12 protein-coding genes are annotated in these 13,518 nt (G+C 70.6%); 4 read left to right on the top strand and 8 right to left on the bottom strand.

The features are described 5' to 3' along the window. Positions 1–22: 22 nt before the first annotated feature. From I4Q55_RS25710 to I4Q55_RS25680, 7 genes are all read right to left on the bottom strand, one after another. Entirely contained in the window at positions 23–1,291 is a 1,269-nt protein-coding gene (locus I4Q55_RS25710; protein WP_206791153.1) for a ThuA domain-containing protein, read from the bottom strand. 295 nt (positions 1,292–1,586) lie between these two features. Next, complete coding sequence (locus I4Q55_RS25705; RefSeq protein WP_206791152.1) at positions 1,587–2,084, bottom strand: YbaB/EbfC family nucleoid-associated protein; 498 nt, start codon at positions 2,082–2,084, stop codon at positions 1,587–1,589. Next, entirely contained in the window at positions 2,081–2,464 is a 384-nt protein-coding gene (locus tag I4Q55_RS25700; RefSeq protein WP_206791151.1) for a YbaB/EbfC family DNA-binding protein, read from the bottom strand. The genes I4Q55_RS25705 and I4Q55_RS25700 overlap by 4 nt, the downstream gene beginning before the upstream one ends. Positions 2,465–2,467: 3 nt before the next feature. Further along, on the bottom strand, positions 2,468–3,580 hold the full coding sequence (locus I4Q55_RS25695) for a C40 family peptidase (RefSeq protein ID WP_206791150.1): 1,113 nt from the start codon (positions 3,578–3,580) through the stop codon (positions 2,468–2,470). Next, the gene (locus tag I4Q55_RS25690) at positions 3,577–3,921 is read right to left on the bottom strand and encodes a hypothetical protein (protein ID WP_206791148.1); all 345 of its coding nucleotides are present in this window, start codon (positions 3,919–3,921) and stop codon (positions 3,577–3,579) included. Before I4Q55_RS25690 ends, I4Q55_RS25695 begins: the two co-directional genes overlap by 4 nt. 169 nt (positions 3,922–4,090) lie before the next feature. After that, positions 4,091–4,834: a thioredoxin domain-containing protein gene (locus I4Q55_RS25685; RefSeq protein ID WP_206791353.1), complete on the bottom strand. Its 744-nt coding sequence runs from the start codon at positions 4,832–4,834 to the stop codon at positions 4,091–4,093. Positions 4,835–4,900: 66 nt separating this feature from the next. Beyond that, on the bottom strand, positions 4,901–5,407 hold the full coding sequence (locus tag I4Q55_RS25680) for a MauE/DoxX family redox-associated membrane protein (protein WP_206791351.1): 507 nt from the start codon (positions 5,405–5,407) through the stop codon (positions 4,901–4,903). Positions 5,408–5,483: 76 nt separating this feature from the next. Between I4Q55_RS25680 and I4Q55_RS25675 the strand changes: the two genes are divergently transcribed. The 4 genes from I4Q55_RS25675 to I4Q55_RS25660 all read left to right on the top strand — a co-directional run bounded on the left by I4Q55_RS25675 (position 5,484) and on the right by I4Q55_RS25660 (position 10,516). Further along, the gene (locus tag I4Q55_RS25675; protein WP_206791147.1) at positions 5,484–6,314 is read left to right on the top strand and encodes a glutamate ABC transporter substrate-binding protein; all 831 of its coding nucleotides are present in this window, start codon (positions 5,484–5,486) and stop codon (positions 6,312–6,314) included. Beyond that, the gene (gene hrpB, locus I4Q55_RS25670; RefSeq protein ID WP_206791146.1) at positions 6,311–8,749 is read left to right on the top strand and encodes an ATP-dependent helicase HrpB; all 2,439 of its coding nucleotides are present in this window, start codon (positions 6,311–6,313) and stop codon (positions 8,747–8,749) included. Before I4Q55_RS25675 ends, hrpB begins: the two co-directional genes overlap by 4 nt. 70 nt (positions 8,750–8,819) lie before the next feature. Beyond that, entirely contained in the window at positions 8,820–9,734 is a 915-nt protein-coding gene (locus tag I4Q55_RS25665; RefSeq protein WP_206791145.1) for an ATP-binding cassette domain-containing protein, read from the top strand. Continuing rightward, positions 9,731–10,516 carry an ABC transporter permease gene (locus I4Q55_RS25660; protein WP_206791141.1) on the top strand — a complete coding sequence of 262 codons (786 nt, stop codon included), beginning with the start codon at positions 9,731–9,733 and terminating at the stop codon, positions 10,514–10,516. The genes I4Q55_RS25665 and I4Q55_RS25660 overlap by 4 nt, the downstream gene beginning before the upstream one ends. 29 nt (positions 10,517–10,545) lie before the next feature. On the opposite strand, the gene I4Q55_RS25655 is transcribed toward I4Q55_RS25660, so the two are convergent. Beyond that, a complete protein-coding gene (locus I4Q55_RS25655; RefSeq protein ID WP_307793303.1) occupies positions 10,546–13,500 on the bottom strand; it encodes a tetratricopeptide repeat protein in 2,955 nt (984 codons plus the stop codon). Positions 13,501–13,518: the final 18 nt, after the last annotated feature.

Below are 13,518 nucleotides of genomic sequence, written 5' to 3'. Positions count from 1 at the left end.
AGCCAGGGTCGCGAGCCGAACGCTAGGCGACCTTGAACGACTGAGCGGCGCTGCCGCTACAGGCCGCCTGGACGAGCTGGACGCTGTCCGCGGTGGAGGCGCCCGGCACGGTCAGGCACCTGCCGCTGTGGCGGGCGACGAAGTGGTAGTACCCACCACCCTCGGCCACCGGCTGCCACTGCTGGTTGCCACCCCCGCTGTAGGACCACAGCTGCAGCCCGGCGTTGTCCGCGGCCGAGACGTCGGTGACGTCGATGACCTGCGCCGGGTTGGTCCGGTTGTCGATCCGGTCGTAGCCACCACTGGTCGGCGCGAACCGGTACTGCTGGGCCGCGGTGCCGTTGCACGTGTACTGCTGGATCACCGTGCCGTTGGCACTGCCGGCCGCGCGGGCGTCGACGCACTTGCCGGACGCCTTGTTCGTCACCGCGTACCAGGCCGCGGGGTCGATCGCGCCCGGGTCGGTCGGGGTCGTCGAACCGCCGCCGAGCCACTTCAGGCCGTCGAGCACGAACCGGTTCTGGCCGGCGCTCTCGAACGTCGACGACAGCGCGGTGTTCGTCTCGTAGTTCATCGCGTTGTGGCCGAAGTTGGCGTAGAGCATCTTGTAGTTCTTGTTCGTCCACGCGATCGGGTAGTAGCCGCTGTACCAGGTCTGGTTCGGGTCGGTGCCGATCGGGAAGGTGGAGCTGTCCATCGACGCCAGGACCGAAATGTTCGCGTTCTGGCGCAGGTCGTACTGCCAGGCGTACCACTCCGACGTCGACGACCGGATCGTCGCCGGCAGGTTCGCCGTCGACGGGTGCGTGCGGTTCTCGATCTTCAGCGTCTCCGGGGTCGGGCCCCACGTGTTCGACGTGAACCGGCCGGTGCCGAGGAAGTCGTTGTGGAACCAGTTCGCGTAGGACGGCGTGGAGCTGTCGTTGTAGGCCGTGACGTGGAAGCCGAAGAACCCGCCGCCGGCCTGCATGTACCGCTGGAAGCCCTGGAACTGCGCCTGCGACTGCGGCTGGTCGTCGAGGAACAGCACGACCTGGTACTGGTCCGGGGTGATCGTGGTGAGCTGGTTCCAGTTGGTCGTCGCGGTGTAGGTGAACCCGGTGGCCGCCGCCTGCTGCGGGAACCAGGCGTTCGCTTCCTTTTCGAAGCTGATGTGCGCGGCATCGTAGGTGCCGCTGTAGAAGGCGAGCACCTTGAACGGCGTGGCGGCTTCCACCGCGGGGGCTCCGAGCGAAAGCCCCAAGCAGGCGGCGAAGAAAGCCAGGACTCTGAACAGGGGACGGCGGGGCATGCGTGTTCCTTCCGGTGGGGACGGGGATCACCAAGGGAGGTGCGGGCACCGCACCCCGAGCCGTTCGGCCTGCGTCATCTGGCCAAGCAACCCGACGGCCGGCACATCGATGCCCAGCCCGCATCCGAGGCGCATCCGGTCCTCCTCGTCGAGAGACCAAAATTCACGCCTTGGATTAAGACACAGGCCGCGGTGGTTGGTCCAGACCTCTCAACGAACTCGGGTGCCGCTCACCGGGACGCCGACCAGCACGAAACTGTCGGTGCCCTGCCGTAACGTTGAAAACGGGGGCTGCTCAGCGGTCCGAGCGCAGCGAAGCCGGGTCGAAGCTCTCCCAGTACGCGTCCTCGTCCTCGGCACTCGCCACCGGTTCAGGTGATTCCGCGGGCGCCGACCCGAGCCGCTCCGCGCGCAGCCGCTGGAACTCCTCCACCGTCATCCCCGGGTCGTCGTCCTCCGCCCGGGCCGGCGCCGGCATGCCCGTCATCTGCTCGATCATCGCCGTCATGTCCTCGCCGAGCAGCAAGGCCACCTTGTTGTACCCGTCCTGGGTCGCCTCGCGCATGGCCGCCTGGGCGACCTCCACGATCAGCGGTCCCAGCTGCTCCCCCACGTTCACCGCCGAGGGTGCCAGCCACAACCGCAGCAGCTTGCCCCGGGCGTCGACCGTCACCTCGACCTGGCCGTCGCGGTCGTGCGCCGTGCCCGAGGCCGACGCCAACAGTTCCTCCACGCGGGCCATCGCCTCTTCGCGGGCGCGGGCCTGGGCGATCAGCTGGCGGGTCGTGATCACCGCGATCCCCCTCCGTACGAATACGTTTCGGCGTCCGGGTCGTCGTCCGGGATCGGCTCGTAGCCCAACGTCTCCAGCTGCGCAGCGTCCACCACCGGAGCGAGAGCGTGGTACATCCGGTCCCCCGCCCGCCGGGTCGCGCGCTGGGCCAGCTCGACGATCTGGTCGGCCAGCACCGCGGACCCGTGCCGCAGCGCCGAGCGGTGGATCGTCAGCCCCGTCAGCAGTCCGCCGGGCGCGACCTGGACCTCGATCCCGTCGGAAGCCGCCTTGCCCACCACCGGGCCCGAACGCGCGAACCGCGCGGACGCCTCGGATTCCGCCCGCGCCGCCTGCTCCGCGATCCGCGCGGAAGCCAGCTCGACGTCGAATTCAGCCACAACTCACCCCGTAGGCCGGTAGAAGCCGATGAACGACTGCCCCGCGTTCGTGGTGCGGATCTTGCTGATCTGCACCGGGTCGCCCGCCTCGACCATCTGGCCGTCGCCGATCACCATCGCCACGTGGCCGGACCACACGACGAGGTCGCCGGGCAGCAGCTGGTCGATCGACGGCACCTCGGCGCCGACCGTCTGCTGCGCCGCCGTGCGCGGCAGCTGCATCCCCGCGTCCTGGTAGGACGTCATGACCAGGCCGCTGCAGTCGAGGCCGACACCGCGCGCGGTCCCGCCCCAGACGTACGGCACGCCGAGCTGCGAAAGCGCCGCGCGCACGGCCTTCGCCGCCGTCTCGTTCGGCGCCATCACCTGCTTGCCGCCGGGCAGGTTGATCGCGACGCCGGAGCCGGGCTGCGGCGGGATCGCCACCGGCAGCCGCGGCTTGTGGACGGCGCCCCCGCCGCCGCCACCGCCCCCACCGCCGTCGGAGCCGCCCGAATAGCCGCTGCTGCTGTTGAACGACGACCCGACCTTGGTCGAGGACGCCGAAGACGACGACGTCGTCTGCTCCTCGCCGCCGAGGCGGGTGCCGATCGCGGTGAGCTCGTTGATCGTCTGCTCGCTGAACGTCGCGGCCTGGCCGGTCAGCTGGCTGATCTTGGTCTGCAGCTTCATCAGGATGTCGCGCGACGCGGCCGCGCGGCTCTCCGGCGGCTGGATCGACTTCACGGCCGCCAGCGCCTTCATCGACGCCGCGATCTCCTTGACGATCTGGTCGCGGACCTGGTCGTTCTTGATCTCGCCGACGTGCAGTGCCTCGGCCGCCTCGGTGACGGCCTTCTCGATCTCGGCGCTCTCGTCGAGGAGGTCCTGGACCTCCTTCTCCAGGCTCTGCGACGTCGCGGTGGCGCGGTCGGTCGTCGAGCCCGAGCTGGCCGAGGCCAGGTTGACGCGCTGCTCCGAGGCGACGTCGCGGGTGCGGCCCACCGACGTCTGCAGGGCGTAGTGCGCGTCACGGGCGCCGCCGATCGCGGCCGGGTCGTGGCGCAGCTTCTGCGCGAACTGGTTCGTGGTGTCCAGGCCGTGCCGGACGAGCTGGTCGGATTCGTGCTCGGTCACGCGCGGTCCTGCCCGAGGTCGCCGCCGAGCCGCCGGACGACGTCGCCGTGCTCGCCCTCGACCGCCGCGTAGTTGCGGTCGGTCTGCCGGGCGGCTTCGCCGACCTGCCGCCAGCCGCCGCCGACGCGGTGCATCTTCTCCTGCAGCGCGCGCATCCGGCCGCTGTAGGCACCGGAGAAGCCGGACTCGCCGCCCATCTCCGAAAAGCCGTGGCCGCCGAGCGTCACGTGCGGGCCGACGTGCTTGTCGGCCGCCCCTTTGACGTCGTCCCCGAGCGGGTCGACTTCGCGCGCGTACCGCGTGTACGCGCCGTCATCGACGTGAAACCCCGAACCGTCCACTGGCCCTCCCTGTCACCGGGGGTGCGACGTGCGCACGGCACCCCCGGTTCCCCTGCTGTGACATCCGGGCTTCGCCCGGGCCGGGGGCTCCGCCACCCGGACCCCCGAAAGATGTCGTGGGAATCAGCCTAGTCCACGGTCCGTACCCGAGTGGGCGAATTGCCCCGAGTCAGCCGGTGACCTTCGTGAGCCAGCCCGGGTCCTGCCAGGACACGATCGAGCCGTTCGCGGTGACCGTCGGCGTGCCGAACCCGCGCTGCCCGCCACCGAAGTCCTGCGCCAGCTTCGGGTCGTTCTCGATCTGCTGGAACGCGGTGTTGAGCTGCTGCTCGTAGGTGCCGGCGTTGACGGTCTGGGCGAACGCCGGGTCGGTGATCCCGACGTTCTTGCCGAGCTCGATCAGCTGCGCCTTGTCGTAGCCGCGCTTGCCCTCTTCGGGCTGGTTGGCGAACAGCGCGTCGTGGAACTGGAGGAACTTGCCGGCGTCGGCCGCGGCCAGCGCCGCGTTCGCCGAGTCGAGCGAGTAGCCCGGCGGGCTGGAACGCTGGGTGAGCAGCGGCACCATGTGGTAGCGCACCTGCAGCTTGCCGTCGTTGATCGCCTGCTCGATCTGGCCCTTGTACTGCTTCTCGAACTCGCCGCAGATCGGGCAGAGGAAGTCGGCGTAGACGTCGATCGTGGCCTTGGCGCCCGGCTTGCCCACGGTGACGACGACGCCGTCGCGCTTCTGCGTGACGTCGCCCGCCAGCGCGCTCGTCGTGCCGGCGTCGATGACCTGGCCTTCGGTCTTGTTCCGGTCCGAGATCGTCCAGATCACACCGCCGATCACGAGCGCGGCGACGACGACCACGGCGCCGATCCCGATGATCCACTTCCGCCGGTCGCCGGACGTCCCCCTGGCCTGCGCGACCACGTTCGAACCGGCCTGCGCCGCCTGACGACGCTTCCGAGCGGTCCGCTCAGCTCCACCCACTGTGTATCAGTTCCCTTCCGCGATACCCGAGTAGTCGTGTTCGGGCTCGCCCGAGTTCCCGCGACCTCGCGCCAGCCAGCCGTCGAGCGACAGCCACGTGCGCGGGCGCGCCACCAGCCAGACGGCGAGCAGCGCGAACCCCGTGTCGCGGAGGATCTCCTGCGGGTACTCGGTCTGCCCCGCCGCCACCTGGCCGCCGCCCCCGAAGCACCCGCAGTCGATGCTCAGGCCGCGCGCCCACGACTGGGCGATGCCGGCGATGAGCACGACGAGCAGCGCCAGCGAGGCCGCGGCGGCCCACCGGGTCGCCAGGCCCGCGAGCAGCAGCAGCCCGAGCACCAGCTCGACGAGCGGCAGCGCGAGGGCCACCACGTTTTCGAGTGCGCCCGGCAGCACCTGGTACGCCTGCACGGCGATCAGCGTCTGGCCGGGATCCGCCAGCTTGATGGCGCCGGAAACGAGCCAGACGGCTGCCAGCCCGAGCCGGGCGAGCGTGCCGACGGTGTTCAGCACGGGTTGGGACGGTCGCACCACGCACTTAGGCTAGCGGGGGGACCTGAGAACTTCGTGAGGCGGAGGGAGCGGCCGGATGCGGTGGCGCACACTGCTCGGCTCGGTGTTGCTCCTGGTCACGGCTTCGGCGTGCGGTCCGGCGCAGGTGTCGCCCACCGACTCGCTCGTCACCCGGGCGAGTGCCGCGGATCACCTGACGATCGGCATCCGGTTCGACGCGCCGGGCCTTTCGGAACGCACGATCGACGGCCGGTTCGTCGGGTTCGACGTCGATGTCGCGACTTTCGTCGCGAACGAGCTCGGCGTCGCCGCGAAGGACATCACGTGGCGCGAAACGACGTCGGCGACAAGGGAGACCGACCTCACCTCCGGCGCCGTCGACCTGGTCGTGGCGAGCTACTCGATCACCGACAAGCGCAAGGAGCTGGTGTCGTTCGCCGGCCCGTACTTCACGACCGGCCAGGACCTGCTGGTGCGGCGGACGTCGGCCGACATCACCGGGCCGGAGGTGCTCAACGGGCGGCGGCTGTGCTCGGTCACCGGCTCGACGCCGGCGCAGCAGGTGAAGGACAAGTTCGCCCAGGCCGTCCAGCTGGTCGAGTACCCGCGGTACTCCGGCTGCGTGACCGCGCTGCTCGCCGGGCAGATCGACGCGGTCACCACGGACGCGGTGATCCTGGCCGGCTACGTCGCGCGCGACCCGGAGCTGCTGAAGATCGTCGGGAAGCCGTTCTCGAAGGAGAACTACGGCGTCGGCCTGCGCAAGGGCGACACCGAGGGGGTGGCCGCGGTCGACGACGCGATCCGGAAGATGATCTCCTCCGGCGAATGGCTGCGCTCGCTCAACGCGAACATCGGCCCGTCCGGTTACCCGCTGCCCCCGCCCCCCGAGGTCACCGCGAAGTGAAGCTCCCCGACCTGCCGGTCCGGTCCGTGCTGCCCGACGTCCTGGCCGCGCTGGACTCCCACGGCGCCGCGGTGCTCGTGGCGCCGCCCGGCACGGGCAAGACGACGCTGGTCCCGCTGGCGCTGGCTTCGGGTGACGGCCGGGTCGTGGTCGCCGAGCCACGGCGGCTGGCGGCCCGCGCCGCGGCGGCCCGGATGGCGGCCATCCTCGGGGAGCCGGTCGGCGAGACCGTCGGGTACGCGGTGCGCGGCGACCGGAAGGTGTCCGCGCGGACCCGGATCGAGGTCGTGACCTCGGGCTTGCTGGTGCGGCGCGTGCAGGGCGACCCGGAACTGCCGGGTGTGTCGACGGTGCTGCTCGACGAGTGCCACGAGCGGCACCTGGACGCCGACCTGCTGCTCGCGCTGCTGCTGGACGTCCGCGCCGGGCTGCGCGAAGACCTGCGGCTGCTGGCGACGTCGGCGACGGTCGCGTCGGGACGGCTCGCGGCCCTGCTCGGCGACGCCCCGGTCGTCACGGCCACGGCCCGGACGTACCCGGTGGAGTTCTCGTACGTCCCGCCGGCGCGCGGCGAGCGCGTCGAGGCGTGCGTCGCGCGGGCGGTGCGGACGGCGTTGTCCTCGGGTGACGGCGACGTGCTGGCTTTCCTGCCCGGCGCGGGAGAGATCGCACGCACGTCGGGACTGCTGCGGTTGTCCGAATTGGACACTGTGGACGTTCTCCCCTTGCACGGCAGGCTGTCGGCAGCACACCAGGACGACGCGCTGCGGCCGCGCGACCGGCGCCGGGTGGTGCTGGCGACGGCGGTGGCGGAGTCGAGCCTGACGGTGCCGGGCGTGCGCGCGGTGGTGGACTCGGGCCTGGCGCGCGTGCCGCGCGTCGACCACCGGCGCGGGCTGCCGGGCCTGGCGACGGTCCGGGTGTCGGCGGCGGTGGCCGCGCAGCGGGCCGGACGTGCGGGGCGCGAGGCGCCGGGGCGGGCGTACCGCTGCTGGGCCGAGCACGAGCAGGCAACGCTGCCGGCGTACCCGGAGCCGGAGATCCGCACGGCCGAGCTGGCCCGCCTGGCGTTGGAGCTGGCGTGCTGGTCGACACCGGACGGCAGTGGGCTGGCCTGGTGGGACCCGCCGGGCGAGGGCGCGCTGGCGGCGGGCCGGGCGCTGCTGGCGACGCTGGGCGCGACGTCCGAAGACGGGACGGTGACCCCGCGCGGACGGCGGATGGCGGAGCTGGGCCTGCACCCACGCCTGGCCCGCGCACTGCTGGACGGCACCGCGGCGGTCGGAGCCCGCAACGCGGCGGAGGTGGTGGCACTGCTGGACGCGGGCGCGACCCTGACGGACGTGAACGCGGAGCTGCGCCGGTTGCGCTCGACGGGCGACGAAGGAGCGCGGCGCTGGAAGCGCGAGGCCCGGCGGCTGGAGGACTTGGTGACGCGGCGGCGCGCCGGGACCGAGGAAGCGGCTTCGTTCGCCGGTGGCAGTGGCGAGGCCGGTCACCGCCCCGATCCCGCCCTCGTCGTCGCCCTGGCCCATCCCGAACGGCTGGCTCGGCGCCGTCCGGGCGGCGCGCCCGTGTACCTCATGGCCGGCGGCACCGCGGCCGAGCTCCCACCAGGCAGCGGCCTCGACGCCGAGTGGCTGGCCATCGCCGAAGCCACCCGCGACCCCGGCCGCGTCCACGGCACCATCCGCCTCGCCGCGGCCGCCGACGAAGCCCTCGCCGTCCGCGTGGCCGGAGTGTCCGAAGTGGACGAAGTCACCTGGGACGGCGACGTCGTCGCCCGGCGTGTCCGCAAGCTCGGCGCCATCACGCTGTCCGAGAAACCGCTCAAGGACGCCGACGTCCACGACGCCCTCGTGACCGGCCTGCGCGAAAACGGCCTCGGCCTCCTCAAGTGGAGCCAGGACGCGACCCGCCTCCGCGCCCGGATGGCGTTCCTGCACCGCGTCCTCGGCCCGCCGTGGCCCGCGGTCGGCGACGCCGCCCTGCTGTCCGATGTGGACAGCTGGCTGAACCTCGGCGGGGCCCGCCGGAAAGCGGACCTCGCGAACCTCGACGCGGGCACGGCGTTGAAGGCGCTCCTCCCCTGGCCGGAAGCGGCGAAACTGGACGACCTCGCCCCGGACCGCCTCGCCGTGCCGTCGGGGTCGCACATCCGCGTCGACTACACCGGCGACCAGCCGGTACTGGCCGTGAAGCTCCAGGAGACCTTCGGCTGGACCGAGACCCCCGTGCTCGCCGGCGTCCCGGTGGTGCTGCACCTGCTGTCCCCCGCCGGCCGTCCCGCGGCGATCACCGCCGACCTGGCGTCGTTCTGGACGTCCGGCTACCCGGCCGTGCGCGCCGACCTGCGCGGCCGCTACCCCAAGCACCCCTGGCCGGAGGACCCGGCCGGCGCCGTCCCGACCCGGCACACCCGCCGCCGCACCTGACGAAAGTCGGGGGCGGCCCACGACCGTCGTCCGATGCCCGCGCACCCCCGCGGGCCGCAGACTTCGAGGCATGATCACACTCAGGGGACTCACGAAGCGCTACGGGGAGAAAACCGTCGTCGACGCGCTCACCTGCGACGTCGCGCCGGGTCAGGTGACCGGGTTTCTCGGCCCCAACGGCGCCGGGAAGTCGACGACCATGCGGATGACGGTCGGGCTCGACCGCCCGCAGGCGGGCGAGGTCCTGGTCGGCGGGAAGCGGTACGCGGAGCTGCGGCATCCGCTGCGCGAGGTCGGCGCGCTGCTCGACGCCAAGGCCCTGCACCCGGGCCGCAGCGCCGGGAAACACCTGCTGGCCATGGCCCGCAGCAACGGCATCGCGGCGAGCCGCGTCGAGGAGGTCCTGGCGACGGTCGGGCTGTCCGACGTCGCCGGCAAGCGGGCCGGCCAGTTCTCGCTCGGCATGGGACAGCGGCTGGGCATCGCGGGCGCACTGCTCGGCGACCCGGGGGTGCTGCTGTTCGACGAGCCGGTCAACGGCCTCGACCCGGACGGCGTCCGCTGGGTGCGGCAGCTGATGCGCTCGCTGGCGGCCGAGGGGCGGACGGTGTTCGTCTCGAGCCACCTGATGAGCGAGATGCAGCTGACCGCCGACCACCTGGTGGTGATCGGCAAGGGCAAGCTGCTGGCCGACGCGCCGGTGCCGGAGTTCATCGCGGGCAATTCCCGCACCACGGTCTCGGTCCGCGTCCCGGCCGACGCCGAGCGTTCCGCGTTGGACGCACGACTGCGCGCCGAGGGCGGGCTGACACACCCGGGCGAGCCGGGCGAGCTGGTGGTGTCCGGCCTCGACGTCACCCGCGTCGGCGACCTCGTGCACGAGCTGGGGATCCGCGTGCACGGCCTCGCGGAGCGGACGGCGTCGCTCGAGCAGGCGTACATGGAACTGACCGCTTCTTCGGTGGAATACGGGGTGTCGGCATGACTACGGCGGTGGAAGTACGCGGCGGCGGCCTGCCGGGCGCGGTGGCGGCGGAGTGGACGAAGTTCTGGTCGGTCCGGGCCACGTGGTGGTGCCTGGTGACGGGAACGGCGCTGATGTTGTTCTACGCCACGCTGTCGGCGATCGCCCAGCAGATCGGCGACGACCCCCAGGGAGCCGACACGATCGCCCTCGGCGGCGGTTTCTACTTGGCCCAGTTCGCGGTGATCGCGCTGGCAACGCTGTTCGTGACGAGCGAGTACGCGGGCGGAGGGATCCGGTCGACGCTGCTGTGGACACCGGTCCGCTCCCGGGTGGTCCTGGCCAAGGCGGCGGTGCTGGCACCGCTGCTGTTCGCGTACGGAGTGCTGCTGTCGTGCGCGGGAATGCTGCTGGCAACCGCGGTGATGGACGGCCACGGCCTGCCGACATCGTCCGAGGCGGCCTTCACGACGGCATCGGGCACGGGAGGGTACTTCGCACTGCTGGGCTTGCTGTGCACGGGAATCGGCTGGGCGTTGCGCAGCGCGGCGGGAACGCTGGTGTCGGTGATCGTGCTGCTGGTGCCGTTGCCGCTGATCGTGGCATCGCTGGGCGTGCCGGAGGCGATGCCGTACTTCCCGGGGATCGCCGGGGTGAACGCGATGGTCGAGGCGGGCCGGCCGAACCCGATCACGATGACGGTGGCACCGTACGCACCGTGGGTGGGGCTGGTGATCTGCGGCGCGTGGGCCGCGGCGGCGTTGGTGACGGGCGCGGCGGTGTTGCGCCGGCGGGACGCCTGACGGGGCGGGGGAGCGAGGGCTTGTCCAGGTCAGGTGTCGGCCAACCCGTCCAGAGTCGCTCTGACGGCTGCAACTTCGGGAAGGGCCAACTTCTGGTACAGGGCCAGGGCCTGGCGAAGGTACTCGGCTCCCCCAGCCTCGTCACCGGCTTTCAACGCGCTTCGCCCGAGCCCTTCGAGCGCTCGCCCCACCTGCAGCCGGACGCCGACGGCGCGGGCCATGTCGAGCGCTCGGCTGTGGAGCTCTGCAGGATCACCGGCTTCAGGCCAATCCAAGGCGAGACTGCCCAGGTTGTTCAAGTTCTCTGCCTGCCAGCTCTGGTCGTCGCCGAACAAGTCCTCGGCCCGGGTCAGGTACGTGAACGCCAGCCGGTGGTTACCCGCGGCATGGTGTAACCGTCCCAGATTGGTCAGAGTAACCGCCACCCGAGCCCGGTAGTCCAACTGGCTGTAAATGACCTGGGCACGGCTGTAATAGCTGTCAGCCGTCCCGTAGTTGCCGCAGTCGAAGTGCATACGGCCGAGGTTGTTCAACGCTCTTGCCTCACCGTATCGATCGCCAAGTTTCATCGACAACGACAGCGCCTGTGTGAGGGCGCTGACAGCGCAGGCGTAGTTTCCGGACATGCCTTGAGCACACCCGACGGCGAGCAGAGCTCCCATTTCACCGGGTTCATTGCCCAGCAGCCGATAGAGTTCGAGGCCGCGCTCCGCGTTCCTCCTCGCGGCTTCAAGATCGCACGACCGATACTGAACGTGGGTCAGCTGGGTGAGTGTGGCAGCCACACCGAGAGTGTTGTCGAGCTCTTCATACAGCTGGTGAGCGCGGCTCAGGTACGCGGTACCACCGGCGAAGTTGGAGAGGTCCAGCTCGACACGCCCTGCTTCGTTGAGCACGTCCGCTTCCCCGAGCGGGTTGCCGAGTTCGAAGTACAGGTCTCGAGCACGCGCCAAGGTGGCCGCGGCATCGTGATAGCGGCCGAGCAGGCGTTGTACTCTGCCCAGGTCCGCACGAGTCGCAGCCTCGGCGGCACGGTCCCCTGCCGCTTGCACCGCCGTGAGCACGGTCTGAAGGATGCGGTGTGCGTCGTGCCAGTGCCCGTGTTGCTGGAGGAACGGGTACAGCGCAGCAGCCATTTCGGCTGCCCGACGTACCCGGTTTTGGCCGACAGCGGAGCTGATGCATGCACCGAGGGTTGCCCGCTCCGCGATCAGCCAGGCGATCGCCTCGCCTTCAGTGTCGAATCTGCGGGAGGGAACCGGTAGCTGCGGCCCGAGTTCCAGTCGCGGTATAGGGCTGGCAGCGAAGTGGTTCGCCGCGCGAACAGTCTCGAGGTAGTAGTCGAGGAGACGCTCGAAGGCTCCATCGTCGGTGTCCGGGTCGGTGAGCGACCGGCTGTAGGCCTGTGTCAGGTCGTGTAGGCGGTAGCGACCGGGGGATGGTTCGTCGAGCAGGTGGTTGAGGTACAACACCTCGAGTTGTTCGCGAGTGGCGTCGGCGTCATTCCCGTCCAGGGCCGCGGCCGCCGCGACATCGATGTGGCTGCCGGGATGCAGGCTCAGCCGCCGGAACAGCCGCTGCTGGTCCGGGTTCAGGTCGCGGTAGGAGAGTTCGAATGCAGCAGCCACGCTCCGGTTGTCGGCGCGTAGCGTCTTCAGGCGGTTCCGCGAGCAGTTGAGGTCGTCGGCCAGCTGCCGAAGCGTCCAGCCCGGGTGGCTGCGCAGCCGGCCGGCGGTGAGTGAAATGGCCAGCGGCAGATTTCCGCACAACGTCATAAGCTCGGCCACTGCTCCGGGTTCGTGCTGCTCCGGGAAGGTGTAGCGATCGAACATCGCGGCCGCTTCCGCGGCCGGAAGCGTTTGCAGTGAGACGCGGCCGGCGTCGGCAATCGATTCGAGCCGGTGCCGGCCGGTGATCAGCACCAGGCTGCCGGCTCCACCAGGCAGGAGTGGCCGGATCTGATCTTCGTCGACGGCGTCGTCAAGCAGAAGCAGGACTTTCTTTCCGGCCAGCTTCTCGCGCCACAGTCGTGAGCGGTCATCGAGGTCGGCCGGGATGGCCAACGTCGGAACACCTCGGAGAAGCAGGAGTGAGGCAAGCGCATCGGCGGGAGCGACCGGGGCTTGCGACGGACTGTGGCCGTGGAGTTCCAGGAAAATCTGCCCGTCCGGGAAATGGGCAGCCAGCGAATATGCAGCGTGCACCGCGAAGGTCGTCTTTCCCGTTCCCGGCATGCCATCGATGACGTGGATCGCCACGCCGAGCGTGCTCTCCTCTGCCGCGGTGGCGACTGTCGAGGTGAGGGCGGCGAGCTGTTTTGCGCGTCCGGTGAAGACCGGGAGGTCTCGAGGCAGCGTGCACTGCCCGCGCGCCGAACTGTGGGTACCGGCCTCGGTCGGCTGTCGCGGTGAAATGGGAGAACCGCCCACGGGCTGCGGCGGATAGGGGTGGTCGGGCAGGCTGATCCAGCCGGTCGTGGTCGTCTCCTTGACGGCCACTTGCACCGGCCGGAATGTCGTCGCGTCCACGACATTGCTGCTGCGGACGACCTCATCGAAGAACCACGCCGACGTGATCAGTGCGAGGGTACCAGGCGATTCGGCCAGTGCAGATTTGAGCTGTGGCGCTTCGAGGAGACGAAACGTCCGGTTGATCGCCGGGCCGGTCGCGCCCTGGTCGTCGTATGCGACTTCTCCCGCGTGCAAAGCCATCCGCAGCCGGATCTGTTCCTCCGGTTGTCGAGCCTCGTTATGCCGTCGCAGCTCCCGGGCGAGTCCCTGGGACAAGACATCCACGAAGGGACCTTTCGGAACTTGAGCCGGGACCAGTACGAACGTGCCGTCACCCGTGTTCTCGTGACGGCAGTCGAACCACGGTACGCCCGCCTCGTCGAAGGCTCGACGCAGCGCGTAGTCAAGTCCCCGGCGAACCGTCAATCGATGCGGCGTCGTCCGGCGCAAGTCCCCATAACTCTCGATGTCCACCGCCAGGATGGTGCGATG

This window comes from Amycolatopsis sp. MtRt-6 (genome assembly GCF_017308975.1).
Taxonomy (GTDB): domain Bacteria; phylum Actinomycetota; class Actinomycetes; order Mycobacteriales; family Pseudonocardiaceae; genus Amycolatopsis.
This window is presented reverse-complemented; position numbering and strand designations above follow the sequence as displayed.